Annotated in this window: 42 protein-coding genes and 1 tRNA gene; 4 read left to right on the top strand and 39 right to left on the bottom strand. The window is 37.7% G+C overall.

Features of this window, described 5'->3' with window-relative positions; all coding sequences use genetic code 11:
- Positions 1-10 precede the first annotated feature (10 nt).
- Positions 11-403 carry an START-like domain-containing protein gene (locus B3394_RS07795; protein ID WP_177736033.1) on the bottom strand — a complete coding sequence of 131 codons (393 nt, stop codon included), beginning with the start codon at positions 401-403 and terminating at the stop codon, positions 11-13.
- A gap of 148 nt (positions 404-551) precedes the next feature.
- On the opposite strand from B3394_RS07795, the gene B3394_RS07790 reads away from it, so the two are divergent.
- Both B3394_RS07790 and B3394_RS07785 read left to right on the top strand, forming a co-directional pair.
- A tRNA-Met gene (locus tag B3394_RS07790) sits at positions 552-625 on the top strand.
- A 106-nt stretch (positions 626-731) separates the two neighbouring features.
- On the top strand, positions 732-1,940 hold the full coding sequence (locus B3394_RS07785) for a tyrosine-type recombinase/integrase (RefSeq protein ID WP_286914915.1): 1,209 nt from the start codon (positions 732-734) through the stop codon (positions 1,938-1,940).
- A gap of 288 nt (positions 1,941-2,228) precedes the next feature.
- On the opposite strand, the gene B3394_RS07780 is transcribed toward B3394_RS07785, so the two are convergent.
- The 35 genes from B3394_RS07780 to B3394_RS07610 all read right to left on the bottom strand — a co-directional run bounded on the left by B3394_RS07780 (position 2,229) and on the right by B3394_RS07610 (position 22,308).
- Positions 2,229-2,687 carry a hypothetical protein gene (locus B3394_RS07780; protein WP_286914913.1) on the bottom strand — a complete coding sequence of 153 codons (459 nt, stop codon included), beginning with the start codon at positions 2,685-2,687 and terminating at the stop codon, positions 2,229-2,231.
- An 89-nt stretch (positions 2,688-2,776) separates the two neighbouring features.
- Positions 2,777-3,247, bottom strand: a complete 471-nt coding sequence (locus B3394_RS07775; protein ID WP_286914911.1) for a hypothetical protein — start codon at positions 3,245-3,247, stop codon at positions 2,777-2,779.
- A gap of 2 nt (positions 3,248-3,249) precedes the next feature.
- Entirely contained in the window at positions 3,250-4,287 is a 1,038-nt protein-coding gene (locus tag B3394_RS07770; RefSeq protein ID WP_286914909.1) for a hypothetical protein, read from the bottom strand.
- A 3-nt stretch (positions 4,288-4,290) separates the two neighbouring features.
- The gene (locus B3394_RS07765) at positions 4,291-4,758 is read right to left on the bottom strand and encodes a hypothetical protein (RefSeq protein ID WP_286914907.1); all 468 of its coding nucleotides are present in this window, start codon (positions 4,756-4,758) and stop codon (positions 4,291-4,293) included.
- Positions 4,759-4,763: 5 nt separating this feature from the next.
- Positions 4,764-5,189 (bottom strand): M23 family metallopeptidase, encoded by a 426-nt coding sequence (locus B3394_RS07760; RefSeq protein ID WP_286914902.1) that lies wholly within the window; start codon positions 5,187-5,189, stop codon positions 4,764-4,766.
- 44 nt (positions 5,190-5,233) lie between these two features.
- Positions 5,234-5,779, bottom strand: coding sequence for a hypothetical protein (locus tag B3394_RS07755; RefSeq protein WP_286914893.1), 546 nt, complete (start codon positions 5,777-5,779; stop codon positions 5,234-5,236).
- Positions 5,742-6,026: a hypothetical protein gene (locus B3394_RS07750; RefSeq protein ID WP_286914890.1), complete on the bottom strand. Its 285-nt coding sequence runs from the start codon at positions 6,024-6,026 to the stop codon at positions 5,742-5,744. The genes B3394_RS07755 and B3394_RS07750 overlap by 38 nt, the downstream gene beginning before the upstream one ends.
- Positions 6,027-6,055: 29 nt before the next feature.
- The gene (locus B3394_RS07745; RefSeq protein WP_286914884.1) at positions 6,056-7,336 is read right to left on the bottom strand and encodes a hypothetical protein; all 1,281 of its coding nucleotides are present in this window, start codon (positions 7,334-7,336) and stop codon (positions 6,056-6,058) included.
- A 66-nt stretch (positions 7,337-7,402) separates the two neighbouring features.
- Positions 7,403-7,891: a hypothetical protein gene (locus B3394_RS07740; protein ID WP_286914881.1), complete on the bottom strand. Its 489-nt coding sequence runs from the start codon at positions 7,889-7,891 to the stop codon at positions 7,403-7,405.
- The gene (locus B3394_RS07735; protein ID WP_286914878.1) at positions 7,892-8,287 is read right to left on the bottom strand and encodes a hypothetical protein; all 396 of its coding nucleotides are present in this window, start codon (positions 8,285-8,287) and stop codon (positions 7,892-7,894) included.
- 3 nt (positions 8,288-8,290) lie between these two features.
- Positions 8,291-8,893, bottom strand: a complete 603-nt coding sequence (locus B3394_RS07730) for a peptidoglycan-binding domain-containing protein (RefSeq protein WP_286914871.1) — start codon at positions 8,891-8,893, stop codon at positions 8,291-8,293.
- 2 nt (positions 8,894-8,895) lie between these two features.
- Positions 8,896-9,363 carry a hypothetical protein gene (locus B3394_RS07725; protein ID WP_286914870.1) on the bottom strand — a complete coding sequence of 156 codons (468 nt, stop codon included), beginning with the start codon at positions 9,361-9,363 and terminating at the stop codon, positions 8,896-8,898.
- A 10-nt stretch (positions 9,364-9,373) separates the two neighbouring features.
- A complete protein-coding gene (locus B3394_RS07720; RefSeq protein WP_286914868.1) occupies positions 9,374-9,850 on the bottom strand; it encodes a hypothetical protein in 477 nt (158 codons plus the stop codon).
- A gap of 167 nt (positions 9,851-10,017) precedes the next feature.
- Positions 10,018-10,851 (bottom strand): hypothetical protein, encoded by an 834-nt coding sequence (locus B3394_RS07715; protein ID WP_286914864.1) that lies wholly within the window; start codon positions 10,849-10,851, stop codon positions 10,018-10,020.
- The gene (locus tag B3394_RS07710; RefSeq protein ID WP_286914857.1) at positions 10,852-11,118 is read right to left on the bottom strand and encodes a hypothetical protein; all 267 of its coding nucleotides are present in this window, start codon (positions 11,116-11,118) and stop codon (positions 10,852-10,854) included.
- A gap of 9 nt (positions 11,119-11,127) precedes the next feature.
- Positions 11,128-11,469: a hypothetical protein gene (locus B3394_RS07705; RefSeq protein WP_286914855.1), complete on the bottom strand. Its 342-nt coding sequence runs from the start codon at positions 11,467-11,469 to the stop codon at positions 11,128-11,130.
- 72 nt (positions 11,470-11,541) lie between these two features.
- The gene (locus B3394_RS07700; protein ID WP_286914852.1) at positions 11,542-12,093 is read right to left on the bottom strand and encodes a hypothetical protein; all 552 of its coding nucleotides are present in this window, start codon (positions 12,091-12,093) and stop codon (positions 11,542-11,544) included.
- 34 nt (positions 12,094-12,127) lie between these two features.
- Positions 12,128-12,688, bottom strand: a complete 561-nt coding sequence (locus B3394_RS07695) for a hypothetical protein (protein WP_286914850.1) — start codon at positions 12,686-12,688, stop codon at positions 12,128-12,130.
- Positions 12,689-12,700: 12 nt separating this feature from the next.
- Positions 12,701-13,576: a hypothetical protein gene (locus tag B3394_RS07690; RefSeq protein ID WP_286914846.1), complete on the bottom strand. Its 876-nt coding sequence runs from the start codon at positions 13,574-13,576 to the stop codon at positions 12,701-12,703.
- Positions 13,563-15,044 (bottom strand): hypothetical protein, encoded by a 1,482-nt coding sequence (locus B3394_RS07685; RefSeq protein ID WP_286914841.1) that lies wholly within the window; start codon positions 15,042-15,044, stop codon positions 13,563-13,565. Before B3394_RS07685 ends, B3394_RS07690 begins: the two co-directional genes overlap by 14 nt.
- A gap of 383 nt (positions 15,045-15,427) precedes the next feature.
- Positions 15,428-15,925: a hypothetical protein gene (locus B3394_RS07680; protein ID WP_286914839.1), complete on the bottom strand. Its 498-nt coding sequence runs from the start codon at positions 15,923-15,925 to the stop codon at positions 15,428-15,430.
- A gap of 10 nt (positions 15,926-15,935) precedes the next feature.
- Entirely contained in the window at positions 15,936-16,340 is a 405-nt protein-coding gene (locus B3394_RS07675; protein WP_286914837.1) for a hypothetical protein, read from the bottom strand.
- A 1-nt stretch (position 16,341) separates the two neighbouring features.
- The gene (locus B3394_RS07670; protein WP_286914833.1) at positions 16,342-16,791 is read right to left on the bottom strand and encodes a hypothetical protein; all 450 of its coding nucleotides are present in this window, start codon (positions 16,789-16,791) and stop codon (positions 16,342-16,344) included.
- The gene (locus tag B3394_RS07665; protein ID WP_286914830.1) at positions 16,788-17,012 is read right to left on the bottom strand and encodes a hypothetical protein; all 225 of its coding nucleotides are present in this window, start codon (positions 17,010-17,012) and stop codon (positions 16,788-16,790) included. Before B3394_RS07665 ends, B3394_RS07670 begins: the two co-directional genes overlap by 4 nt.
- A gap of 4 nt (positions 17,013-17,016) precedes the next feature.
- On the bottom strand, positions 17,017-17,250 hold the full coding sequence (locus B3394_RS07660) for a hypothetical protein (RefSeq protein ID WP_286914823.1): 234 nt from the start codon (positions 17,248-17,250) through the stop codon (positions 17,017-17,019).
- A gap of 29 nt (positions 17,251-17,279) precedes the next feature.
- Entirely contained in the window at positions 17,280-17,807 is a 528-nt protein-coding gene (locus tag B3394_RS07655) for a hypothetical protein (RefSeq protein ID WP_286914822.1), read from the bottom strand.
- Entirely contained in the window at positions 17,804-18,112 is a 309-nt protein-coding gene (locus tag B3394_RS07650) for a hypothetical protein (RefSeq protein WP_286914817.1), read from the bottom strand. The genes B3394_RS07655 and B3394_RS07650 overlap by 4 nt, the downstream gene beginning before the upstream one ends.
- 37 nt (positions 18,113-18,149) lie before the next feature.
- Positions 18,150-18,428 (bottom strand): hypothetical protein, encoded by a 279-nt coding sequence (locus B3394_RS07645; protein WP_286914813.1) that lies wholly within the window; start codon positions 18,426-18,428, stop codon positions 18,150-18,152.
- Positions 18,429-18,595: 167 nt separating this feature from the next.
- Positions 18,596-18,928 carry a hypothetical protein gene (locus B3394_RS07640; protein WP_286914811.1) on the bottom strand — a complete coding sequence of 111 codons (333 nt, stop codon included), beginning with the start codon at positions 18,926-18,928 and terminating at the stop codon, positions 18,596-18,598.
- A 6-nt stretch (positions 18,929-18,934) separates the two neighbouring features.
- Positions 18,935-19,174, bottom strand: a complete 240-nt coding sequence (locus B3394_RS07635) for a hypothetical protein (protein ID WP_286914807.1) — start codon at positions 19,172-19,174, stop codon at positions 18,935-18,937.
- Positions 19,140-20,936: a hypothetical protein gene (locus tag B3394_RS07630; RefSeq protein WP_286914802.1), complete on the bottom strand. Its 1,797-nt coding sequence runs from the start codon at positions 20,934-20,936 to the stop codon at positions 19,140-19,142. The genes B3394_RS07635 and B3394_RS07630 overlap by 35 nt, the downstream gene beginning before the upstream one ends.
- A gap of 5 nt (positions 20,937-20,941) precedes the next feature.
- On the bottom strand, positions 20,942-21,142 hold the full coding sequence (locus B3394_RS07625) for a hypothetical protein (RefSeq protein ID WP_286914800.1): 201 nt from the start codon (positions 21,140-21,142) through the stop codon (positions 20,942-20,944).
- Positions 21,143-21,177: 35 nt separating this feature from the next.
- Positions 21,178-21,405 (bottom strand): hypothetical protein, encoded by a 228-nt coding sequence (locus tag B3394_RS07620; protein ID WP_286914794.1) that lies wholly within the window; start codon positions 21,403-21,405, stop codon positions 21,178-21,180.
- Between the two features lie 443 nt (positions 21,406-21,848).
- Positions 21,849-22,046, bottom strand: coding sequence for a hypothetical protein (locus B3394_RS07615; RefSeq protein ID WP_286914792.1), 198 nt, complete (start codon positions 22,044-22,046; stop codon positions 21,849-21,851).
- 7 nt (positions 22,047-22,053) lie between these two features.
- Positions 22,054-22,308, bottom strand: a complete 255-nt coding sequence (locus B3394_RS07610; protein WP_286914787.1) for a hypothetical protein — start codon at positions 22,306-22,308, stop codon at positions 22,054-22,056.
- 246 nt (positions 22,309-22,554) lie between these two features.
- Here B3394_RS07610 and B3394_RS07605 point away from each other — a divergent pair, with 246 nt between their 5' ends.
- Together B3394_RS07605 and B3394_RS07600 are read left to right on the top strand one after the other, a co-directional pair.
- Positions 22,555-22,926 (top strand): helix-turn-helix domain-containing protein, encoded by a 372-nt coding sequence (locus tag B3394_RS07605; protein WP_286914782.1) that lies wholly within the window; start codon positions 22,555-22,557, stop codon positions 22,924-22,926.
- Positions 22,927-22,969: 43 nt separating this feature from the next.
- Positions 22,970-23,380, top strand: a complete 411-nt coding sequence (locus B3394_RS07600) for a hypothetical protein (RefSeq protein ID WP_286914780.1) — start codon at positions 22,970-22,972, stop codon at positions 23,378-23,380.
- A 384-nt stretch (positions 23,381-23,764) separates the two neighbouring features.
- On the opposite strand, the gene B3394_RS07595 is transcribed toward B3394_RS07600, so the two are convergent.
- The 3 genes from B3394_RS07595 to B3394_RS07585 form a co-directional block, all read right to left on the bottom strand.
- The gene (locus B3394_RS07595) at positions 23,765-24,514 is read right to left on the bottom strand and encodes a hypothetical protein (RefSeq protein ID WP_286914778.1); all 750 of its coding nucleotides are present in this window, start codon (positions 24,512-24,514) and stop codon (positions 23,765-23,767) included.
- Between the two features lie 100 nt (positions 24,515-24,614).
- Complete coding sequence (locus B3394_RS07590) at positions 24,615-25,289, bottom strand: hypothetical protein (protein WP_177736036.1); 675 nt, start codon at positions 25,287-25,289, stop codon at positions 24,615-24,617.
- Positions 25,286-26,941 carry a hypothetical protein gene (locus tag B3394_RS07585; protein ID WP_286914773.1) on the bottom strand — a complete coding sequence of 552 codons (1,656 nt, stop codon included), beginning with the start codon at positions 26,939-26,941 and terminating at the stop codon, positions 25,286-25,288. The genes B3394_RS07590 and B3394_RS07585 overlap by 4 nt, the downstream gene beginning before the upstream one ends.
- Position 26,942 lies beyond the last annotated feature (1 nt).

The raw sequence follows: 26,942 nt of genomic DNA, 5'->3' as shown, positions 1-26,942 counted from the left end.
TAAACCGAAACTACACAGAACCGATTACATGTTTTAAATCGGAAATCTGATTTTCCCATAACAGCTTTGCTTCGTGCAAATCGCCATGTTCGGCAAAATCAACAACCATTAACGAAACGTCTTTTGTAATTTCATCTTCCAATATGCGCAACTCAAAATAATATTCGCTATCCTTATCATTATCATCAACCCAGCGGAACTTCACTTTCTCACCTGACTTTTTTGAAGCCAGCCGTGCTTTCTCCTCAGAATCATCCCAAATGAAGGTAAAAAACTCCCCTCTTGAGTTTACATTATCTGCAAACCATTCTGACAAACCGGAAGGCGTTGAAATATATTGATACAATAACTGGGGGGATGACATTATAGGAAATTCTAATTCGTATTTTACTTTACCTTCCATATATTAAATTTTTCGGAAATATATAGAATAATACATACAAAAAAAAAGAATTTCAGAAAAAATATTTTTTTTAAAAATATATTTGGAAGCTTCGAATTTAGTCTTATATTTGCACCCGCATTCAAGGATGTAACACGAAAGACGAAATGGCGAGGTAGCTCAGTTGGTTAGAGCGCAGGATTCATAACCCTGAGGTCACGGGTTCAACTCCCGTCCTCGCTACAAGGAAAAAAACTAATGTTTATGCGGTTTTAAAGCAATTTAAAGCCGCTTTTTTATGTTTAAACTTTCCGATATTGTAAAATCCGCATACGATTCCGCATACGATTTGAGCAAATTAAAAAAACAATATTCCGAACCAAAAATTTACAATGCTGGTGGTGATCTTACCAAACGTTGGTATGTCTATTTTTCATTTCGGAATCCGGAAACAGGTAAACTGGAACGACAACCTACTGTTGAATTAGGAATCAATAGTTTCACTACTTTTAAAGATCGCGAAGAAGCAATTATCCTTTTAAGAAAAGCCCTTTCTTATGTTTTAAAATCCGGTCAATACAACCCATTTTTAAAAACAACACCTGGTTCCTCTGATTTAGTTGAAATCATTTCGACAAATAAAATATACACAATTTCCGATGCCGTCAAGTTTTCATTACCTATTAAAGAAAATACCTTATCCGAAAATAGCTATTCGGATTACCGTATTCGCGTAAAACAATTTGAAAAATGGCTTATTACAAATGGGTATGAAAAAGAACCTATAACGGCCATTTCTAAAGCGGTAGTTACCTCTTTCTTAAATGAATTACTAAAAAAAACCAGTCCTAAAAATAGAAACAATACAAGGGCTGCGATTTCTCAGCTGTATGGAGTGCTGGAAGATAACGATATTATCCCTGAAAATTTCATTACCAAAATCAGTGTCTTAAAATCAAAACCGAAAAGAAATAAAACCTACACAACCACACAGGAAACAGCCATCATATCGGAAATGCAAAAGACAGATGAATTATTATTGTTGTTTATAAAATTCGTCAGCTACAACTTTCTTCGGCCAGTTGAAGTAGCCAGGTTAAAAGTTAAAGATATAGACATCATTGACAAGAAAATCTATGTAAGCACAAAAAACAAAGAAATCGCAATAAAAAGAATTCCTGATATTCTAATTTCTGAATTACCTAACTTAACTATCTTAAACCAAGATGCATGGTTTTTCACGCCTTATGGTTATGGCGAAAATTGGGATGCCAAAGAAACAAACAGGCGTGGAACATTTGGCAAACGCTTTAAAATTGTAAAAGACAAACTTGGATTAGGGGACGAATACGGCATGTATAGCTGGAGGCATACATTTATAACCAAGCTATACAACCAACTCATAATAAACTCAACTCCATTTGTTGCGAAAAGTGAATTAATGCTTATTACCGGACATACCACCATGACCGCTTTAGAAAAGTATTTACGCGACATCGATGCGGTTCTTGCCGAAGATTATTCAGAAAAAATAAAAAGTGCCAATGCAAATTTGTAGATTTTTTTTCATTCCTGGCGCAGCTGCAGCTGGAGATCCTGAGAGGTAAAAATCTACATTATTTTTTTCCGGAATTTCTTTTGTAGATTTTTTTACTGTTTTTTCCTGGCTGCAGCTGTGTCCGGGAACATTAAAAAATCTACTTTTAAATTAAAAAGCCCCACGGGTTATACGCAGGGCAAAAGCTATAAGCTATGACATTTAGTCTTACTTTAAAAAGAAATCAATCTAAAGCTACTCATTACACTTATAATGTAAAAATAATAAAAATAATCAAAGAAGTACTTTTTATTTGAAAGAAATTAAAGGGGAATCGTTTTCGTCAAACCCTCTCTTAACAATTTCGTAATCATGCCTTTCTTTTGGATTAAATGCGTCACGATCTAAAATATAATGATTAGAAATCCTAACAGTTTTGCCGGCAATCAAAAGGTACACGCTTCCGCTCTTTGATTTATGTGTTATTTTCCCCTTATTGGCTTTGGCTACTTTTTTTGCAAATTCCAAAATACTTATTTCTTTCGGCTGATTCGCATCATACTTTGCTTTGTTTTCAATAGCTTTTTCGCGCATTTCAGCAGTAGCTTCAACCGTGTAGGTTGGTGCTTTTTTTAGTTGTGCCTGGGTCATTTTTGGATTTTTAATATATTCCGGCGACAATCCAAAATCGGTAACAACAAATGTTTTTATTTTACCGAATCCTTTTAAAAATATTTGCTCGATTTCTTTTTTTGTAGGTTTCTCCATTATTTTTTACAATTATGCAATTATAACAATTTATTTCTTAACTGCCTTAACAATCGATTTTTTTTGTCCTTTCCATTTCATGTCTTTTTTTATTTCTTTTTTGCAACGGTTTTAACGATACCGCCGCCTTTTACATACCGGTGTCCTTTCTTTAAAGTTCCATCTTTTTTTAGTCCATCAGCTTTAACAACCTTTACGCAAACTGTTGTCAAACCTGGTACTGTTGGTTTGTTTAATCCTGTTTTCTTTTTTCCTGCAGCTTTTTTCTTTTTCCCTGAAATAGGTTTAACCGTAACTGTTTTTTTCTTCTTTTTTTGTGTCGTCATATTAGTTCTTTTATGTTTAGTAATTGTTTCTTCAACTATGTAGCCATGCCCGGCCTCATCTTTAAATATTTTTAGCCCCCACTTGTTATTTTTTTCAACACGCTTAGTATAAACAGTAGTTGTGTTTTTATAAATGTTGTGAGTTGCTGTTTGACCTATGCAGGAATGCTCCTGCATCGTAATTATAAAATTCGGCGAACTTGCTATATCATCGATTATTTCTTCTTTTTTCATAATTATGCTACTTTAAAACTCAGCGTTCGATTAAGATTGACCTTAGATTCTTCCCGGATTAGTTTTTTTGTGTACATTGAATATTTTAAACTCAAATCGTTCCCTCTATTTTTTTCAAGGGTAGCATATCGCTCAGCTGGATTTTCGGAGGGATGGCACTCGATTATAACAGTTGGATTGTGAGCCATTTTGTTACCACCATACATTGCCCCATTTTCACGAACTTGTGAAATGAAAACCCAAATTACTTTGGGAAATCCAACCCTTAACTCGTTTAACTGGTCGGCCGTTATACCCAGGTCAGTAACGGAATCGGCAACAATGACTTTGCAATACTTGCAAAACTCTTTGAGTTCTTCCATTGGCTTTTCTAAGTAGCCTTTTACAGCTATGTATTTTCTGCCGAGTTCGCTCGTATTACGGTTAATACTGTCAACTGTATCTTTTGATTCCAACCCGCCTTGCTCATAATCTATATAGGCAATCGGTTCTTTTCTTTCAGCAAACGCGTTGGCTATTTGCATGGCCAGCTGTGATTTACTTGTATGCTTGGTTCCTTTGATAATAATTAAGGCTTTATGCGGCTGGATTTTTTGCAAAAACTTACCAATTTCTCCTGGCAATAGAAAAACATCTGCTGGCTCATCAGGCGTGTTTGAAGCCACCACAAAACCCAACTTTTCAAGGTTTTTCAAATTCGCATTGTCCGTTGTCTGGGATGATTTGTTTAACCCCGTTGGAGATGCCTTTTTAACTGCTTTTTTTCTTGTGCCGGCAGTTGGTTTATTTATCAATTTTGCCTTTATTTGCGTGGTGTTTGGCTGTTTTACAACTTTTTTTTGGTTCGGTTGGCCAAGTGAAATTTTGTTTGAAATTTTCATCCGGAAACGATCTATTCCCGGATTATTTTTCAACACTGCAGTAATCCTGGTAACGACTTCTGCAGCTTGTTCTTTTTTTGCCCGGACAATCAGGCCGTTTAAATAAACCCGGCTAACTTCTTTTCCGTGCAGTTCGTTAAATTCTTTCGTAGCACTCATAGTTTAATTTTGTGGTCTGATTGTATATTCTGCGCCCAATACCTGGATAACAGCTTCTACCCTTATATTTGTAAACGCAAAATTTAAAATATGCGGGATAATTGATAAAATTGCTGTTTTTGGAACCTCGCAAGTAATATCGTTAATAACTAAACCATTTTGGGCCGGAACGGAAATCGATGTTAAATCTGGATACGCAGTAGCCAGGTATTTAGTACCGTAAAAAATATTTATTCGTTTTAATTTAGTCGCATAGACATTTATGTTAAAATCTTCATCCGTCGGATTAATAAACCCAACATCCATACGGAATTTTATACTTTCACTCTCGATTGACAAACCTCTGAAACCAGCCGGATAGATATTCATTTTTGAAAATACTTTTGCTAGATTTTTTGCTTTATTCCAGCCAACCAACGAAAACCCCACGACAGTAAGTCCGGTAACGATTAATACATTTTTCAGTTTCATATTTTTTAAAATAAGTTTGCAGGATTTACGAGTTTCCCTGTCTTTCGATCAGTTACTTCAACATGCACGTGATTTGTCATCGCAGAGCCGTATTTAGAAGCGATATTCTGCGATTTTCCAATTATCTGACCTTGTGTTACCTTAGTTCCTTGCAAGGCCGTAGGCGTGAGATAAAACATTTTTACGCTGTAATCTTTATTCTCAATTAAAATACCCGTCCAACGCAAATCATTTCCGTAAGGAAAAGGATAACGAATAACCGTTCCTGCAATTGGGGACATTATCGCCTGTCCTGGTGTAGTGATTACATCAACACCGTTATGGCTCCGGGAACCGCCGTCACGCGAAGCGGCATAATGGCCACATCCGAACGCGTCACAACCTCTGAATTTCTGATTGGCAACTATGGCCGCAAATGTTTTTTTTGTCATAAGGAGTAATATTGTTAAAGCCGCACAACCGATAAGCAGCGGCTTTATATAGTTCGTTTTCTGGCTATCCATGTTATTGTTATATAAATCAAAAGCCCTGGAAGCAACACATAGCCTATATTAGCAAATACTTGCGTTAAAAAAGGCACGCCCTTTGTTTCTGTTTTCTCTATTTTCTCTTTTTCAGCGGATATTTTTTGGTAGTTTTCTATCACAGTGTTTTGAAGCTGAATTACTTTTACCAGGTCATCAATCACGCAGACAGCTTCAATGGTTTCCCCGTCTTTTTTAAGTATAATACTTCCCCGATCAGTTTTCGTTTCCACTGGTTTACCGTCTGCTAATTGTGATGCCGGAACACTTATTTTTAATCTTGCACCGGGCACGATAATAACCGTATCTTTTACCTTAATTGACTTTTTGTAAATGGTTGTATCTGTTACTTTTAAAGTATCTGAACTTTCGAATTTTTTACGGGATGTACCACAGCTTACCATCATGGCAAACCCGGAAAAAACGGCAATCCAAAAAATAAGGCCAATGATAAATTCTTTACTTTTCAACTTGGCAGTTTTTACAGCGTGTTTCATATTCTTTTACTTTTATTTCTAATTCATCAATTCTCTTTTGCATTCTTTCGTAATCTTTTTTCAAGCTCGCACTAACCTTGTCATATAACTCAGACATAATGCTAATTGCCGTAATTTCTTCTTTCTGTGCTTCAGCATTCGCTTTTCTTATACTGGCTTTTCGGCTTTTCCAGGCTATGTAAATAGAAACCACAGTAGTGGAACCAAAAAAATAGTTCAATAAAATTGATATGTTTTCGATTGGCATAAATGATAGTTTGGTTTTGGTTGTTTTTTTTATTCGTTGGCAATGACTGTCCATCCGTTGCCGATAAGAAGCGTTTTGTAAACCCCGCCGGCAGCGTCTAATGTTGCGTTATTTTCTCCGGAAACATCTACATAACCGTTTGTAAGACCGAAGCCTACGAGCATTGAAAGAACGCCGTTTACACTGTTGACGCTTAAAAAATTATTTTTTAAATCAATTTTTACCAGTTTTGCGGGTAGCGATAAATATTCGATTTCCGTCAAAAGATTGTCATTTAAAACCAGTTCCCGTAACTCCGGAAATTCGTTTAAGCCGGAAACAGAGGTTAGCCGTTGAGACGATTCTTTGCCCTCAATCGCGCAAGTGATATTGTTGATTAAATCAGACTTGATTATTTCAAAATTCGCTGTGAATGTATTTTCTAAGCTATACGTATGGCTTGCGCTTATGTATGTTTGCTCATTTACATTCGTTTCCACGCCGTCGCCCCATTTTACGTTTGCTGAAAATTTACGGTTTAGGAAATTTTCAAAACTCACGCGAGAACTCATCGCCGGTCCGGAAGGGGAAAATTCACAAACCAAACGAGATGACTTAATTACAGCTTTGGCAACTGCAAGGTGATACGTGCCGGATTCATTGATTTTATACAAGTCGCCATCGAACAGACCGCCAATAGTAACCGCTTCAACATTATCTGTAAAAACCGGCAATCCGGCGTAATTTGGAAAAAGGACATCCGGACGGTTAGAACAGGAAATCAACTGTAAATCGTCAAGCGCCAACGGCTCCCAGTCAATACCGATAAGTACAGGCAAACCGCCGTACATGTACAAATAGTCAATTCCGAATGATCGTACTCTTATCAGGTAAATCAGTGACGTGTCTGTGAAGTCATAAGGGGTTGGAGAATCACGGAAATAAACGTAAATATCTTCGTTTACCTCACCTAAATTAAAGAAGATTACATTCTCTGCTTCATAATTATTTAAATTATCTTCTCCGCGATAATTTAACGGTAAATCATTCCAGTTCACCTCTTCACCAACAAAAGGATAAAAGCCAGGGTCAAGGTCAAGGAATCGGCTTTCTGTCACTACACGATATCCGGAATCATTTTCGTTTGCATATCTGATTAAGCAGTTTAAAATAATGATATCGTCCGGCTTAACTTCTAATGCCAACCGGTTTAACAAATCCTGCGGAGAAGTTCGCCGGCCGCGCTGCATCGCAGCGATTCCGATTGCTATTTCTCGTGGTTTCTGAAATTCACCTGCTCCGGTTTCCTCAGGTATTGTTACTCCTATCATCTAAGTTTAGATTAATTAATTTATAAGTAGTTATTCCGATTGCCGTAACCAGTAAAAGTGGAATGATTATATTTTTTTTTTTGGCGCGGGTAATTGGATATTAGCCAAACTAACTCCAAGAATAGAGAATGCGTCTTCATAATCCTGTGCAGTCACATAATTTGCGTAATTACTGCCAATTTCAACGCTAACAATTGCTTTGCATAGGCTAAGCAACGTCGACTTGTTTAATACCGTAATTGGTTGGGAAGCCCCAAAACCTGTCATTTTTGAAACAGTTTTTATATAAGCTGCAGTATTATTTTCATGTGGTGGGGAAAACTTGTTGATGATTAATTCAACCGTTGTCAAACCTCGTTTCATGTCTGTTATTAGCTGTCGCATTAGCGCCCGAACACCAAACCTCAATTCATAGAATTGTTCAAAGCCTGCACCATTATTTAAATGGTTTGGAATTTTGCCATCCCAGGCAACCGATGTTAATCGTAAATTACCAGGATTATTATTTTTTAACCCCAGTGGCATACCTGCCTGATTTAAATAACTCTTTGCCATTTACGCTTCTACTTCTTTTATTTTTTCTTCTTTTTTGTCCTGGCTGTTTGTCGCAGTTAGAATTAATGCCGTTGTCGCCAAAACCCCTACGATCGTCAGGCCAACAAAAACCATTTTGTAATCCTTTACCGGTTTTATATTGATTTGAGTTCCGTTGATTGACGGGTCTAACTGCAGATAAACTGGTGACCCGGTTACATCTCCAGCTTTCACCTCTTTTGGCAAAGTGATGTTGGCAAAGGAAATCGACAACATACTGTTTGCGTTCGGAACGGAAATCGAGAAATTACCGTTTATATCCGTTTTTGTGGTTTGTCCGGTGGCCTTAACGGTCACATCGGCATCGTAAACGGATTTGTTGTCATCAACAAGGATGACGTTTCCATACACTACCATATCTTACATTTTTGCCACGTCGGCTGCTTTAACAAAAACATTTATTTTATCGCCAAGGGCAGGTGTGTATTTTACAACGTAAAATGTGCCTGAGGGAACTTTCGAAACAATTGTCCCGATTTTAGAGCCATAAGGAACAGTTGTAAAATAATTTCCGGTATCGTAGAAATACCCGTCATCCCGCACGGATGCAATGGTTATCGGGGTACCTGCACGATTCATTGAAATAACATTTGTTCCGTTTGGCAACGCTGTTGCATTGTTTGTAGGAGTGGTGATAGTTGGAACCGCATTATATTGGTTTAGCGTGATTTGCGTAACTCCTTTAACCACTTTTAGCCTGTTTTCTGTATTGCTTCCGAAAATTCCGTCGGCCGTAATTGAACCCAGTCTTTTCTGCAACTCTTTAACCTCATTTCCGGAAACTCCTTTTTTCAATAATTTATTATAATCAAGCGTTACTACCGGTGTGGGAGTTGTGGGAGTTGTTCCCGGTGGATTTTCTACAACTTCGGTTTGCGGTTTTTTGGTGGTCGTGTACCAATAATACCCCAAGCCAATTACACTAAGCCCTCCTAATGTTAAATAAATTTCTTTCTCTCTCATGTTTATAAGTGGTTTGGATATTTTAATTTTAAAAGGTTGTAATCGTCTTCGGTTAGTTCTGTTTTTAACCACACCTTCAACGGTTCTAATGGAAGCGATGTAAACGGTAAGTAGTTTATCTGATTGCCAAAAGTTTTGTTGTACGATCTAAGTGCAAATTTTTGCACCACTTGGCCAAACTGTGTTGGGTTAACCCTTTCAAGCGCTTTAAAAATTCGCTCGCGTTCATTTGGATTGATAAAAGAAGCATAACCGCTAATTTTCATCGCGTCATACAGTTCGTCAGCTACTTTCTTTGCATCAAAGACATAGAGGTTACCAGGATTAGTGACCCCGCCATTACCGGTTGGGTCTTCTGCCGAACCACCACTACCTGCAGAAGAAGCAGAAAAAAAGAGGTAGTATATGACAATGCCACCAATTACAACTCCACCGCCGATTTTTAAATGTTTTTTTTGGTTTTCTGTCATTTTTAAGATTTTAAAAAATACCGCCCATCAGGCCACGCAGATAACTTCTATCAGCCACGCTAAACTCATCAATTATCCATTCTGTCAAGGTCATCTCTTTGCTGAATGGCAAAAATCCTGAGCGTTTGCCGAAAGCATTGTATATAAGCACGTAGGCGTTATAATTCATTCCCTGTAACACCGAAGCCACAGCATATAAATCAGCGCCTGCGCCAACCATAGCGGAATAAAGAGCATTTGCACGGTCTTCTGCCTCATGCTTGGTAATGTTCGCAACTGGGTACTCGCTTTTTGTAGCGCGGGGTTCGAATCGGTTTGAAACTTTTCTTGCTATAAAATAAATTCCAATTCCTAAAGCCGTTAATTTTAAAACAAATGGAATTACCTCGGTTGCTTTTTCAATGGCTTTTTGTCCTGCCGCACTGGATGCGACTACAGTTGCCGCAGCAGGATTTCCAAGCCCTTTGTTATTTTTTTTTTCTGACATGTTAGAACATCATTTTAAGCCATGACCATTTATCTTCTATAGCGCAAAGTGCTTTCTCATTAATTGAAATTTGATGCATTTTGTCTAATCTTTCAGTAGACAAATTGGCAATTGCTTGTAGTTTATTTTTTGTGGAATTTTCGTCGATGGGATTTGATGCCGGAATATTAATCGTTATTGTTACCTGATTCATTGTATTTCTGTGTTAGTTCAATTAAAGAATGATAAAAAGCAGTGTCTGTGTCTAATAGATTGCAGATTCCCAGGACAAACTGGATGTAATCATCGGATTTCTGTGAGAAATAAACGATCGCCTGATTCTGTTTTTCTGAGCCTACATGTGTTTGTTGTTGCGCCTGGCCATTTAAACCAGTTGAAGTTGCACCACCAGAACCACTAAGCATACCAGCGAGTGCTGGCCCAAACTTTTCAACAATATTGGTAAGCATTTTGTTTGTTGATTCAGATTTTGAAGTGTCATAAAGGGATTTTAATTTCTCTTCTTTGTACGTTTCGACTTCTGCCCGAAGTTTTTTTACTTCTTCGGTTAAAAACCGATTTTCAGTTTCCAAGCGTACTTTTTCACTTGCCGCAACGTGTAGGCTTATCATTTCACCAAGCCCAACCGGAGCATTTAAAGCTGGTTGCATAGGAACCACAACAGCCGGTTGTGGTGGCGTTGCAACGGTTGGTTGCACTTGTATTGTTGGCTCATTTACTTGCATATTATCTCCTATAGTGAAAATTTGGACGTTTTTATTTTTAAACACATAATTAGAGCCGTTGCTCCTTTTAATCTGAATACCTATTCTGTTTACTCCTTTGGAAATTAAACTTTCAAAAAACGCCTCTACAGTGCCATATTTTTGAATCATAAACGAACCTGTTAAATTCGTTCCTAACTCTTGGTAATTATCCGCATTTATAAGTCGAATTGCATAAAACTCGTCAGTTTCGAGTTTTTGAATTATCTCTAATAATTCCTGTTCTTTTTGTCGCATCTAACAGTTATCATTTATTCGTTTATAATCTAAATAAGCTTCTCCGCGGCCGCCTTCAAATTCAATTATGAAATCTAAATCGCTTTGCGTTCCGTCACCATCGATTTTAAAACAGGCTGGATTTTTGCCAATAATGGCAGGTAGTTCACGGTCAAAAACTTTCAATTTAGTACCACCATGGTTGGAAACGGTAAGGCTTGTTACACCTGTTAAATTGAAAGTTCTGTCGCTTGTAACTCTCACGTGTCTATATCCTGTCTTAATCATTAGTTTTTATTAATTTGAGTAGATGAAAATCATTTGACCTACCAGGTCATTTCTAAGCGGCTCTAACGCTTTAATTTCTAATGTGTAGGTTTTTCCTAACGGGTCCATCGGAAGAGGCTTACAACCCTCTAAATAGCTTGCGTTTCTTGAACGATAGTTCTCCAGGTGCTGCATTTTGCAGATCTCAATTCCTGAATCATCCTTTAAAGCGGCTTGAATGAAATCACCATCCTGGTTGTTGTGATAAATGACCACACCAACTAAACAGCCGGAAACTAATTTTGAACTAAAAAAGTCATAACTACTGCCCGCAGGAACTCTAAAATTGATAACTTCTTCTTTGGTATTCATTTGTTTTTTGAGTTAAAAAAACCCCGCCGAAACGGGGCTTTTCGATTAAAAAATAATTAACTATGAAAAAAATTAAACGAATGCTTCGATCACACGGAAACGAATGTTTACCAAAGAGGAGGTCACAGAACCTGGTACACTTTCTCCTTTCGGGAATACCCATTCCAATTTCATATCTAAATTCGGAACAACAACCGGCGCATGGATCATCTCTCTGAAATCGTCATCAAGTCCACCGATGCCGTCTACATTGTGTAAATCAGTCACCGGCATATCAATCAATGTACCATCTTGCGAAAATCTGATTTCGGAGTTTAAAAGTGCCGGGTGAAGAGCGCTTTTCCATTTAGCTTTACCAAATGCAGTTGCTTCGTCATCACCTTTTATTGAAATACTGTCAATTACCCAATGCCTGTTTGCATTAAGTTGTGGCCCGTCAAAATTGGTTATCCCTTCCAATTTTTTAGTATTGCTGTCAATCAAGTCAACTTTACTTGCAGCTCCTTTTGCATCGAAGTTGATATAAACCGTTCTGTCTAAAAATTTTGCCTTACTTACGTCAATTCCGCGAGCTTGTAATACTGTTACCGCTCTGTTAAACGCGGTCTGTCTGTCTTTTCCCATGATATTGTTTTGTTTTTTCTTTTTTTGTTAGTGGTTATGCTGATAACGCTTGTTTCCAAGCATTATCATTTACTTGTAAAAGCGGGTTTATTCCTCTCTGGTCAACCATATTATCACGCATTGCGCGTAACTCATCCCAGGTTAAGTTGGCAGTTGTTGGTTGGTTTAGTGAAGGGTAGTAAACGGCTCTTTCGGCTGTTCCTTGGTTTTGGTAATCACTGCAGGCACATCCTAATCCTAAACCATTTTTAATAGCCTTACCAGCCGTCGTGTTTGGAACCTCGATATCACCTTTTTTAACAAAGGTTGAAATGCAATCTAACGTGTTAATTGCCGCTGTTCCAATTGCCGCACCTTGCACCAATGATGGCGCGTTGTTTGCGTATGCGAACGCGAATCCTGCGAATCCCAATAAGGCTGCTAATCCGTGATAAATGCCTTTTTTGTTCAACTCATCGCCTGTTGGCGTTGCTTCGTTGGCCGGCTTTGCTATTGCAGAAACGACTGCTCTTGTCGCAAATCCTCCTCCAGCTGCTCCAACTGCGTAACCGGCACCGGTCGCTAAATTGGATTTTGTAGGTGTTTTAAAACTCATGAATAAATAATTTTACTTTTTACTTTTTTTTGCTTGTTGTTTTTTCTTCTTTTCTTCTTTCTCTTTTTCTGCTTCCTGAATCATGTAAATACCTCCGCCCAACAATGCCAGGCCTACTAATCCTAACAATAGGTTGTTGCTTTTTTTAGGCTTTGGCGCTGCCGGTTCTTCTTTAACCGGGGGTGTTTCATCTTTCGGAATGGTTGTATTATCCCTAACCGGTTCCTTTACCGGAGTTGTTTCCGGAGCGATCTCTACCAAGTCCGGCGGCAGAATTACCGATGCTCCATTTTTTAATTTCACTTCCGTTGCAACGAAACTTTGAACGGGTGAATTAGCAGTTATGCCGTAGGTATTGACGCTTTTCATCATAAATGTGGTTTGTCTTGTTTCAATAGCAACCGGGAATGTGTTTGTGAGAAATTCAATCGTAAGTTGAAGACCTTGTGTGAGCTGTTCTATAAACTGATTCCTGGCTTTAACCATGTTCCCGGTCATTCCTTCCGTAGCTGTGGCATAGTGCGCCCTAATTGCCGCGGTTGACTTATAAGCCTGGTTTAGTAATTTCAACTTTTCATCCAGGGAAACAGTGTCGCTTACTTTCGCAAAATCGAGTAAGTTTGGTTTTAATTGATCGAGAAAAGTATTGCTCCAACGGTTCAACTCATTTTGTTCCGTATCAGTCAAATTAATGTCTGTAACAAGGGATGTGGTTTTCCATCCTACCTGTTCAAGTCCCCAAGCTACAGCATTCATACCATCTATTACTTTCCCAAAAAAATAATCAAGACCGTTATCTGTCATCCAATCAGCTGCTCTTCTTAGCATTCGAGAGATCCATCCTTTCCCAACATTAGTACCGCCGCCAACTAATCTATTTTGCTCCATTCTTCTTATTTTTTTTAATTTCATTTACGGCCATAATTGTCCCACCGATAGCAGCTGTTCCAATTAGCGTCCATCCTAATACTCCAAGCCCTTTATCTTTGTCTTTGTCATCAGATGTGTTCCCGGACCCGGGTGACGGTTCTTGTGAATAATTTCCGCCTGATGTGTTCCCGGAACCGGAAGGCGGTGTTACCGGATTGTTTCCAATAACGGTGTTGGCGATACTGGCAAGATATTGCGCAGGCGTTGGCGCGGGTGTCCCATTGTTTAATGCATTTTTTACATCATTCGTAAACTCGAATTTTGGAATAGACGTTACACCTGGCTTACGCATGAAGGTGAACTTATCCACCTGGTGAACCGCATTTCTTCCGAGGTCGCTAAAAAACATTTCTGCGAAGCTTGGCGCTCCGGGCTGATAATCCATCACTCTATGACTAATTAGGCCGGATTTTGTTCTGATAAAATACTGGTTCAGGTAAGCTTCCATTAATGGTGTCACGATGTCTGTAAAAGACTGGTGGATAGCCTTGGTTGTGTGAATTGTTGCGTCTGTACACTTGTTCCACTTATTGGAATAAAAAATAGCATCCATTTTTTCGACACTGATGATCGGCCAGCATACGCACAATGACTGGCAAACGCTTAGTTTTTCCATATCATTGGTTGCAATTGCAACGTTTAGATCATTATAAATGAAATCGTACTTCGCAGTGATGGCTGGTAGCAGGCGCTCTAAATCACCCTTTTCGTAGGCAGACCCTCCCAAACAACTTAAACTGCCGAAAATGGAAGAAAAATTTAAATTTTTAATACTGCCAAGTGTGCTTCCAAGCGAAAATCCTAATCCGTGATTGTTAGAGGGTGAACGTGCTGCGACACCGTTTAACCCATAATGTTGTAATTGATTACTCATTATTAATAAGTCTTTTGGTTCTGTGAAAATTGTTTCTTGATTTTCTAATATTGTCGCATCCAATGTTAAATAACCGCTATTTAAATCATTGGTATTCTGATTAATAGGTACAATTACATAAACATGTGTGTAAGCATCAGGATATTTATGAAAAGGTTGCTTTACCCGGCGGATATAATGATTAATACCCATACAGACTAATAAACTTGAGCAAACGACAGTAAACGATTTACAATCCATTCCTTCTGCACGTGAATACCAAGCGCAGGATGGTGATTTTACGAGTTGATTTTCGTCATCTTTTTTATACTGAAAATGCCAGTAAGCAAAATCATGCACGGTTGCAACGGTTGGTTGCAACGTTTCTTTTTTCAATAATTGAGCGACGTTCACCATTTGTGCATGGTGGAGCCCTACCCATTGCGCCATTTTATCGACTGAGAATCGTGTATCTCCTTTGCCCAATTTTACTGATTCGCAGAACCGTAATGGAATTAATTTGTCGTATTGTTGACCTGTACGCAATGGTTTAATTAAACTACTATCGCTCAATTTTTTTATCTTTGATGATTACAGGACAAAGATGTGGTGATAAAAAAGTGACTTGTTAAGTTATGCAACGTTACGCAAAGCCATGTTAGGTTATGCAACGTTATGCTACGCTATGCAAGGTTACGTTGCAACGTTTTGTTGCATAAAAACAAAAAAACCGCTCTTTTAAGCGGTTTTTGATTTGATTGTGAGTTTTATTAATGCTGCGAGAAAAAGCAGCACAGACGTTATAAACGTTATTCCGGTTACTATTATGGATAGGCTTTCGAAGAATGCATCTTTTAAATCGTTGCAAAGAATCGTTAGGTACCCAAAAGAGTAAGCTACTGCGATAAAATAGATAATTCTCAGATAAACGTTGTTTGTTATTTTTTCAAGCATATTTAGTAGTCATTAGGGTATATTGCTCTTGGCATTCGATCTCTTAAATACGTTCCAAGCGCTATGCGCGACGTTAATTCTGGTTGATCCGTGTAATATACTTGTTTTAAAGAATATAGATGAGTGCTATTTTTTTCAACACCAGCCGCATACTTACCGTCTTTAGTTATAAACCATATATTGGTTACAGGCAGGCTAGATTTTAGCAAGTTTTCTTTTTTTGTAACTGCCTTTAATAAAGCGTTATATTTTTTATCATACGCTTTTCTGTCCTTTTTATAGCTTACATAATCATCTATTGAAGTTTTTAAAAACAGCTGTTCAGGCTTATGGTTTTCTTCAAATTCGTTCATTGCTTTTTGTAGTTCAATGCACTTAACTATCAAATTTTTCAAATTAGAATCCGTTAATTTTTTCCTTTTAAACAGACCCATTTTTATAGCTTTATAGATGCTATTCATTTTTGCTGTGGCTATATCAACCAGGTAATTTAATATCATAATTTCAATGTTATTTTTTTAGAAAGAACTCACAATTATTTTTATAATGGGCCTGCTGTAGAATTACCTCTCTGTAACTATCTAAACAAACAAAATTTTTTCCGCCCATCTTTTCTAATGATTTTACAGCACGTTTCATCGTTCCTGCTGACTGAAAAGAAATCATTGAACAATCCGATTTTACGTAATCGTCCAGTTCTGCATCTGTAATATTGTTGTCTTTAATAACCTGGTACCGGTGATGGCTATTCCAAATTAACTTTAATTCACTTCCAATGGTTTTAACTTTTAAAACATCTTGGAGCATTTCAGATAGATTGCCTGCACATTTATGTCCCCAGTCAGTAGGCCAGGTCATTTCGTTAACCATTTTTCTCGGAAAAACGATGTAGTATTTAGGTTTAAACGTTCTCATATTATAGTTTGTTTTTACTCGATAACTCATTATACTCAGCCTCGGCCTGTATCAATTCAAATTCATATTTTTTTAATTTATCTCTGGTATTTTCGAGCCTTTTGTCCGCACCATTAACACCAAACAATTCTGTTTGTTCTAAACTATTAACATAGTCCTCAATAGCATTATTTAATTTAGTAACCATTCTTTTTTTACCAGCTATTTTATCCTTTAAAAAAGCCATAGCTGTTTTTGTATCTGGAGCTTTGCTTCCCCAGGATTGTTCTATTTTAAATTTTGGGTATTGCACCTGCAAAAGAGCAGCACGGTATTTAAAATACCAATCATATTTTTGTCTGATCGCCCACGGTAAATTATTCCAGGATAAACAGAGGTTTGAACACCATTGATGCTTTTCGTCCTTGACAATAATTTTATACCAAAAAAGATTATTAGCTGTTTTCATCATGATTGAGTTATTTTAAGTGCTATTTTTTCGTATTTTTTGTAGCATTTCTCGCTTATTTTTTTTGCGCCTGTATAATAGGCTATCCTAACATGATGTTTGTGTTTAATTACTATTTTAACAATACCAAAATCGATTAATTCCAGGTCTATTTCGTGAACATAAGTAGGAGTGACTTTATATACAAAGTTTCCTTTTTTTAAGTATTCAATTGTTGTGTCCATAATGTTATTTTGAGTGAAATTCAATTTTAAGACGGTTTCTTATTTTAAAGGTGTATTTATCCAAACCACCTCCTAAAACTGTCTTAAAATGCTTTATTTTAATTTCTTCACCGACAAGGGCAGAATATTTTCCCGCTCCGATCAGTTTTGTGCCTTTTTCGCCTACATTTTGATACCTAATCACAAAATGTTTGTTGATGTCTGCGCGGGTCGGATTATCGCTTTTAAGTGCTGCCATTTTGGATGATTTTTAGTTTTCATATTGAATTATTTTAGAAAAAGCTTCTGCATAGTTTTCGCATAATTGTACGCTGAAACTATTTTTTTATATTCCTCCGGATTAATACTTGGATTTGTATCTATAAAATTTTTTTGAAAGAAAAAATCATCCCATTGGTAATTATTTTTTCTTTCACAACCTATTTTAATCTGGTCGCGAAAAACGATAACACACCACCTACATAGTTCTGAAAAGTAAAGAGATTTAACCCCTTCCGGTAAGGAGGTAATTTGAGTTCCTGAAAGGTCAAGGGAACCAGCGGTCAAACCTTCCGGTAAGGAGGTAATTTGAGTTTCTCTAAGGTCAAGGGAATCCCCAACGGTCAAACCTTCCGGTAAGGAGGTAATTTGAGTTCCTGAAAGGTCAAGGGAACCCAAAACAGTCAAACCTTCCGGTAAGGAGGTAATTTTACTTCCCCTAAAGTAAAGGGAATCCCTAACGGTTATTTTTGAATTTTCAATAAAAAAGTCATACCCCCCGTCATTCAATAGTGTTAAAAAATCTGTTGTTTTCATAGTTTTAATTTTTTAATTTGATGTTGCAATGCTTTTTCTTTTTCTATCTGTTCCTTGTATTCCGAAACTTTAAGCTGTAATGGTTCGCTCAATACATAACCATTCGGCACATCATTTTTATACAAAAAAATAACCACCTCCTTTAATCGCAATTTCCTCACAAAAAGAACTGCCCCAGGCGGGACATTTGGCCTGCATGACGTTAATATTTCATTAATTTCAGATCGGATTTCCCTGTCCTGCATCTGGTCGCCATAAAGCTTGAAAAGTGTTTTTTTGTCTGCAATTTTTTGGAGTGTTAGCATAAAAGTTAGGTGGTTGGTTGGTTACTATTTTTCGATACTATTTATTGGTTTTGTTAAGTTTGTCACTTAAAGTTTTTATAGTCTTAGCATGGCTCTCAAACCATTGCAATTGGGATTTGAGTTCGTGTATTTTTGTTTCTTTCATATCAATGATTCGCTTTAATCGTTTAATATCCTTTTCGTGTTCATCGTATTTTTCCAACGCATGGAAAAGTATTTTTGTGTTGGTGTTGTAACCAGTTGCACGGGAAATGATTTCCATTTGCTTGTCTTGCTGCGCTGTAAATTCTCTTATATAACAAGTTGATTTTGCCATAATTTTAATTTTTGTTGTTGAATTGTAGATTTTTTACGCTCAGGATCTCCAGCTGCAGCTGTGCCAGGAATGAAAAAAAATCTACATTATTTTTTTCCGGAATTTCTTTTGTAGATTTTTTTACTGTCTTTTCCTGGCTGCAGATCTCTCCGGGAACATGAAAAAATCTACATAATATCAGTTAGCTTTTTATGTAATTCTGCGCTTACTTTCAAAATCAAGTTCTTTAAATAAACTTCTGTCATAATTGCGGTAGCATGTTTCGCTAATACATCCGTCATTATTACTGCTTCTGAAATCGAGAAAACAATTGTATTCCTATTCTTTGATGAATTTTCAAGCTTTCTTCTTATCTTAAAAAAAATTTGAGAAGCAATATCTAACTTCAATAATTCTTCAAAATCTTTAACTTTTCTATACCGACCGATATAACTATCAACACATGTGTTTAGAATCAATAAATCATGTATTTCTAAATCTTTTACCGTTACATTTTTCATGATCTTCTACTTTGGTTTAACAGAATATTCCCGAATGATGGTATCACTTTTGGCATCATAGAACCTCACTTTGTTTGTTAATATAAAAGCTGGCTTTGTAGAAAATCTCCGGAGCATGTTTTTAAAAATATACTCATCGTCCCGGTGGTTCTCACGCTCCGGGGAATACCAGGTTACGTTTTTGCTACCATTTACGGTAAGCGCTACCATCTTAATCCTGCTTTTTTCTTTGCTCGCAAATGCCATAATTAGATTTGTTTAGTTTGTTTTCTCTTATTTTCTGTACCATTGAGGTTAGTTTATCCGTGAAAGTTGGATATTTGTTTAAAACATAATTGAACAATGCTTCAACTCCAATTTTTCCGTTTAAGTAGCTGTTTATTTTCGTTTCGACTGCTTTTGCCGCCGCAACATTTTCTTTTCGGGTTGCTGTCTTTTTTTCCTGAATTCTTCTTTTTACAGCTTTTTGCTCTTCATATTTCAAACGGCGTTTCCAGGCTTTGGCGGTATAAGCGAAACCGACCTCTTTTTTATCTGTCCTGGACAAATCAAAATAATCCGATGGGAAAAGCGGTGTGAAATCTTTTGAAAGGAACCATTGGCGCGCATGGTTGATTCGCCAGCGGTATTCCTGCAGCATTTCAACGGCTATGTTTTTATTGAATGTGTTTTTACCAAGGGCTAAGAACCAATGTTCTTGCATGGCTGTAATTGTATTTTTCCAGGCGCCTACGTAAACGCGTTTGCCACGCCAAATTTTTGAAGACATTTTCAAAAAGTCCTGAATTATCAGTTCTTTGAACTCATCCCGGGTCATTGTCCCGTTGTAGGCTTCTTTTGTTAAAATTCGCAGATCAAGCGGCGAATAATCCCAGTGTTCGCCGCTTGCAAGTTCATCAGCCAACTGTTGCGGGTGAACAATCAAGCGTTGCAAATTATCGCTGAGAGTTTTTTCCGGAACATCCGAAACTTTAACATTTTGCCGCGCCCCCTCTGGTGAAACCTTTTCGACCTTGCACCCTGTGTTCCCGTAGAAAGATGAATAAAGAGGCGTGAGGGAGCTTGCGACCGAACTCCTTTTCCCAAGAGAATTGCTTGCATTCTCTGTTTTTTCACACTTATCTTTTAATGTTCCAGTAGTATCCTTGAACTCTGCTAAGTTTTTCCCTTTCGGGTGGCTAATAGGCTGATTTTCAGCAGTGGCAAATTTTCCGGTTTGAAGGTCAACGATTGTTAATATTTCCGGGTTGATCTGTAGTAATACACCGCGGTGGAAACCTTGATATTGGTAGTCGACCAATATACCGGCTTCCTGTAGCCGTTTGCGGTGGTTCAGAATCGTTCTTTTGCATGTATTGATGCTTTTTACCCCGTTTCTGCAAAAATTCGTTATTTGTAAGCTATTGACCTCGATAGGGGGCAGCGGCTTTTTGTAAGCGATTTGCATTTTAATGTGGATCGTGTTTTTTATGCTCATTTGCACATGGTATGCGTGCAAAATTTGCTGGAACACGATTTCTGTAGTATATTTTATCGTAGGAATAGGCATCATTTCAACAATGTTGCCGTAGTTATTGCAAAACTCCGTTGCAACGGCGTTGTAATCTCGTGCCGTTGCATCTTTCAACTCATATCTTTCCCTGATTTCTCCGGAAGATTTGCACAGGTATTTTTTATATGCCCCGTGCCGGAGCATAAAGGCACGGCGGAACTCGGTCTGTACCTGGTCCAGTTCTTTTATATTTTTATATACCTCTGAATTGTGATTGACTATCGCAATATTCTCATCGAAAACCCGAAGATTATATTCCTGGACGTAAAATCGATAAGCATTCATTGTCGCGGCCATTGCTTCTGTTGTAATGGCCGGATAAATAGCAGTTATCCAGTTCTCTGAATTTACTGTTTTTTCTTTCTGGATTGGTTGACTTGTTGTATCTTTGAATTTCGAAAATAAAGAATACACATGCCCAGCTACGGCAGGATTGACTTGCTCTTTTCTTGCCATAGCTGTTAATTGGTTCTTGTTACTTTAATTTTTACCGAATTATAACCCGTTCGGTGGCTTTTATTAATCGACAGTACTTCATCTATTTGGTATTTATGCTCATTTCCAAATACTGAATCGCCTTCTTTTACGATGTTTCCTTCTGGAACAAGAAATGAAATGAAAGGTTCTTTTTCACATTCTTTTCTCGTGGTAGGCCATGTCATTAAATAACAATTGTTGTTGTTTGTAAAAATCATAATCACGTGTTTTTAAAGGTTATAATTGTGAGTGCTTTTTCCGGAATTGTTGTGATGGAGTATAGGAGTTCAACCGGCACAAAGCCGATTGTTTCTTTAAAGTTGAAATCGTCTATATTTGTAAACGAAATCTGCAGCTGATGGTTAGCTTCATGCTGCGAGATAACACACCCCACAACAAAGCTTAGTTGCAAAATGTCTGCAACTATCAAATTGATATTATTTTCCATTAATTCCTATTAGTGGTTAACCCTTAGAGAGGGAGCGGTGTAGGCGGTCAAACTTTCACAGGCTCCCAACCTTAGGGAATAAATAAGCTTGCGCTCTGTGTGAGAATACCAGGAATCGAACCTGTTCTACTTACAACCCTATATGTTGTATTCTCAAAAACTTTTTCTCTATTTAATAAAACCGCTATATTTGATTGTCGGAATGGAAATCAGAACTTTCCGATCAATTAAATCATGACTGCACTTAAATTCGCTCAAGGCGAAAAAAGTGTTGAACTGAATTTAACAAGTGAACAAGCGGCCTTAGTTCTTATTGTAACTGCCTTTGTACTTGTTTTAAAAAAATAGGTTCAACTCAAAAAAGATGCGACAAAGATTTACTAAATAGCGGGATAAAACCCGCTATTTTTCATTTATAGCGGTTCAAAATTTCAATTAACTTGTTATTTTACTTTAAAATGCACTAACAAACGCTCGGTAACATTTTCAAACGTCCAACCGGCCTCTTGAACAGCACTTAATTTCTTTTTTCTTTTCTTTTCCGGTTTCTTCTCCGGAGTAACATGCAACATTGCAAACAACCGTTGCAACTCCTCTTGTGGAAGTGCCTGGATTACGTTGTATGCCGTTTCTGCTTGCATTATACTTTTACTTTAAAACTTTACTTTTTTTCATTTGGGCATTTTCACGTAATGCCTTTTTTTCTTCAATCAGGGTAACGATTTCTTCTTCAACAATTAAATTTTCATACCGACCGTTTACAATGTTCTGAACCACCTGCGGAGAAAGCGGTTGCCCTTTAGTGTTTAAAATTTTCTTACTGTTTAAATGCGCCAAAATCGCCGGTGAATATTGCGCCCCCAGTTCTCTCCTGATTGCTTTCTTTTCTTCGCTTGTTATCATTCGTCCCTTGTTTTAAATTATCAAATGAACTTTTCTTACTTTTTTGGCATAGTGATTGCCAACAGCTTACAATAATTATTACTCATAATTCATGTATGCTGTAAATATTATTTACAATTCGACCTATTTAGCTTTTTTTTTACTATTTTTCGAGTTGCTTTAATGTTGTGTTGAAAACGGTTTTTAGTTGTTTTTCAACGCTTCAAATATAAAGAAATTTATTTACTATAAAGAAATTTATTTACAATGACCGGAAATATTTTAAAAGAAAAACTACAACTGCTTGATATTCAGCTGTCTGAGATTGCAAGAAAATTAAATATTTCTCCTCAAAGCTTGCAAAGTAGACTAAAAACAAAAGATGTCACTATTAGTTTTTTAATAGAATTGGCCGAAGCAGTAAATAAAAGTCCTTATTTTTTTATTAAAAACACTTTATATGAAAAATATTTTGAAAGTAGCAATGAGATGGATATTGAAACGCCAAATAAAGATTTAATGGCGCTAATAAATGCAAAAGATAAAATTATTGAGTTACTTGAAAATGATGTAAAGAGGATGACTGTTGAAATAAACCAACTTAAGGGGCATTCAGCAGAAGAATCAAAAACTGCCTAAATTAAAAATTGTTTATATTTCCAAAAATTTTAAAAAGTAGAAAATGAAAAAAATTACATCAACAATTGTTCTCTCATTAATTTTATCGCTGAGTAGTTGTAGAATTTCGAAAACCATAACCATGTTAAATGCAAAATCAAATTCTAAACTAAGTGAAGAACAATTTTTATTGGGAAAAAACAATGAAATAATGTATTTAAACCTGTCACAAGGAACAAAAAGCAGTTGCCTGGAAATCTGGAAAGAAGAGAAAGACAAGTTAACAAGAGTTGACACAGAAAAGAATGAAGAGATAGCCCCAGTGGTTTATGATTCTGAAATGAAGTTTAGAGCGCTATTATCTTCAGATAAGTTGGCCGAATACAAAAAGATATACAGAAATAAAGCAACGCATTTCTTCCTAAATGACAAGCAACTCTCTGAAATCAAACGTATTTACATTGACAAAAAATAATACAAAACCGCATACGTTTTAGCTTTTTTTCTGATTATTTTAAAAAATTAAATATATGATATTCAACTATGTACACATTTAAAAAATAGCATTTGTGAATTCATAACCCTGAGGTCACGGGTTCAACTCCCGTCCTCGCTACAAGGAAAATAAAGGGCTGATAGAAAATTCTATCAGCCCTTTTGCATTTTGTATAACGAGTCAGATCTATAAAAAAACATTTTAACTAATCGGTTAAAACATAAGACATTGGTGTTCTTTTTAATTCTTTTCGTACAATAAAAAAAATAAAAAAATAGCAGGAAAATTACTATTGCTATATCCGGGTAAAGAGAAAGGTGCTCCCCTTTACAGGAATAAAGCGAAGCACCTGAGAAGAGAAATTTAGTCGCCTTTGCTTGCTGCAACGACCGTTTCGATAAATTCGTCCATCTGTTCGAGTTTTTCGTTTTCACCATTTTCTTCGTATTGGACGCGCATCGAACGCAGGACATTCAGGAACTTTTCGAAAACATGTTCCTGGATGATCGGTGAATCGACTACTTTGTACAGACTGCGTAACATCCAGACACGGTTGTATTCCGTACGCGACATCACGACATAAAAACCTTGTGCCATTTCTACTGACCAATCGCGCAATTCAGTCAGAATTCGCGCTGCGCCAAATTGACCGGAAGCGATACTGTCAAAAAACGTCTCGATTTCTTCGAACAATCCGGCCGATGCTTTGTCATTTTGTTCCTTGAAAAATTCTTTGAGCGATTGCGCCGCGGTCTGCGCATTGATATAAACATTTCCGGACGGATAAATAAACCCAGAAAGGTCGATTTCGCCTCCGTAAATCCCGTCAATAAATATTGCAAGTCCCCGCAAGTGATGTCCGACGTCCTTATGGGACAGATATTCGTTATACCCTGGCAATACTTCCATAAATTTATCGAGAGCGGCGTTCCAATCTTCATGTTCCGCCCATCGCTCGATCAGGAAAACAGCACAGGTGCGTTCGATCATCTCGTGGTCCAGGTCGGCACTGGTGAGTGAATTGTTGCGGTAGCTGTCGAGGAAAAGATCGATTCCGCTGAAATAACCCTGGAGCGAATCACTTTTGAGTAATTCAAGTATTTGTTCTTTCATATATTCTTAGGATAGTTTTCACTTATGTTGTAATCGAAGTACAACGCGTCTGGATCGGTTTGTTTACCCTGAACTTCAGACGCGTTGTATTTTGATACCCTTAATTTTTTGTTTTTTTGACAATCTGTTCCATTAAAGCTTGTTGAAATTGCTCTTTCGGTAGTTCTTTTGGAATCGCAAACAATCCGTAGACAACATTACCGTACTTTATTCTGTCCGGAAAATCCTCTTCGAGGTCGATTATTGTACGTATTGTATAATTTTCATCGAGTAGAAACGGCAACTGTCCGTCATAGATCTTTGCAATCCTGATCCCATCGCTTTTCGTACCCATCGCTTTCGACATGTGTTCGGCGATTGCATTGCCTCCATACATACTGTTCATGTTAACGAGTACGAAATTTTTGTCTACAGCCAGATCGAAACGCATCAGTTCGTAATTCGATTCATCCGGTTTTGGAAGCTTGAGCTGGTACTCCGAAGATTTAACCAAACTGTCGTTCGAATCCCAAACCGAAATTTTATAATTACCTGTCGGAACTTGCTGAATAAGCGATTCGTCCGGTTTGATTTTACTGTCGATGGTGTATATTTTCTCCAGTTTCCCGTCGGCCATTATTTGTTCAAAAGTCACGGATCGCAATTCTGTTCCCGTATTCATGAATTTAATAGCCTGAGTTGGCCCGGTGCTTCCGTTTTGAATATAATAAATTACATAGGCGATGGCTATTAAAGCGATAAACGCCAGGCAGCCGATTTTAAAAAATTTTTTCATAATTTTCGAAGTAAGTCACGTTCCCATTCTGCATCAATGGGCGTATTAAAATGTTTTTGTGTAATATAAGTGTTTCTTGTGTAACCTGAGACGTCTGAGTCGCCTGAAACGAGTTTCCATCTGTCGTAATCGATTTCCGTTGGGATATAACGTGCGATTAGTTTTGGTTCGCCGTTAATTTGTGCCAGTATAAAACAATCGTCCAACGTCATGTCTTTCGGATTGGCGGCCGACAGGTAGCATACCCATATTTCTTTGTAATGACGATGGTCATACTGTACGATTTCATACAGGTAACGCGGTTTTGGTTGTTCGTTTTCAGATGTCCGGACTTTTTCCCACCCGAAATCGATTTCGCTATAATAACCCCTTGTTAAATCCGTCATCGCGTGTAATTGGTCCTTCATGGAAGTGTCGTTAGAGCGCAAGGCTTTGGCTTCGATTTTGATGAAATCTTCTAAAAAATTACTGGCGCTATCCATTTTGGTGCGCCTGTCGTTTTTGTGATACTCATAAAAAGCCCATTGGTCTTTAAGTACTTCGTTCAACACGTTCCAGCCTTGTCTTTGCGACAAGTCGATCGCATATTGCCACGAGGCTTCCACAAGGTCCAAACGTTTTGCAAGACCCGCCCAATAGGCCGCAGCTATCAAGGCGTTCCAGCAGGATTCGGCATCGTTGTATTCTTCATCAAAACGCTTTGCAGCCATCCAGTGATGCTCTCCTGCGTATTGTTTGCCTTCGATCAGGGTTGTAGCTTCATACAGCGGATGGCTGGCTACTTCTTCTGGCAAAAAACCTTCATGATCACGAGCTGAATTGATCGAGAGGCTCACGCCCCACATCATGCTTTTAGATTCACCATAGTGGTATTCATATTTTTTGAAGCCCATCTCATCGCAGTCCAATCCAAGCGGCATGCGCGCATACTTCCAAAGATGCCAATACTGCTTTTCCATTTGAGTTTTATTCTTAGGCTCCAGATCGTAAGCCCGTTCCGTGAGCGCACTACGCACGTATGCATTCCAGATACCGTAGTCTTCCTCCTGGAATTCGGGTAGGAATTTCTTGTCGGCGATTAACTGAGCGAAAAGATCGAACGCTTTTTTGTGTTCGGGCGTGTCGTAATAATGGTTCCAGAAATCACAGAAAAAAACGTCACGGTTTTTCTTTGCTTTTTTAAAACGCTCCTGATTTTCCTCATCCAACAGATAGGACTTGAGAAAATCGAGATCCCCTTCTCCCAGATAATCAAAAAGCGGTTTCGACTGGCTGATCGCGGCATCCATGTTGGATTTTAAAGCTTTGATTGCGGTAGCGGTTTCCATCAGTTTTAGGTATGCCATTGGAATCATCGCTTTCAGGTTGGGTGCCTGGGTGATGGCAGCTACATCACTGTAAAACCCGGTATAAACCTTTACCACGGGTTCGTCTTTCAAAGACGTCATACGAGGCGAAAGCGATACCGCTAAGGTGCTGCCGGATGCCGGTTCGAACGCAAAAGGAGCCAGAAACCAGAATCCGTTTTCAAACATGCGCATCTGTTTGAGCAGACTTCCCTTCCTGTTGAATTCGATTTTTAATGCTTCCCGGGTTTCCTGTCCTTCATACAGGCGACTTAGCTCGGCTTGTAAGCTATTTAACTGTATCATT

This window comes from Flavobacterium sp. UBA4197, assembly GCF_002379575.1.
Lineage (GTDB): Bacteria > Bacteroidota > Bacteroidia > Flavobacteriales > Flavobacteriaceae > Flavobacterium > Flavobacterium inviolabile.
This window is presented reverse-complemented; position numbering and strand designations above follow the sequence as displayed.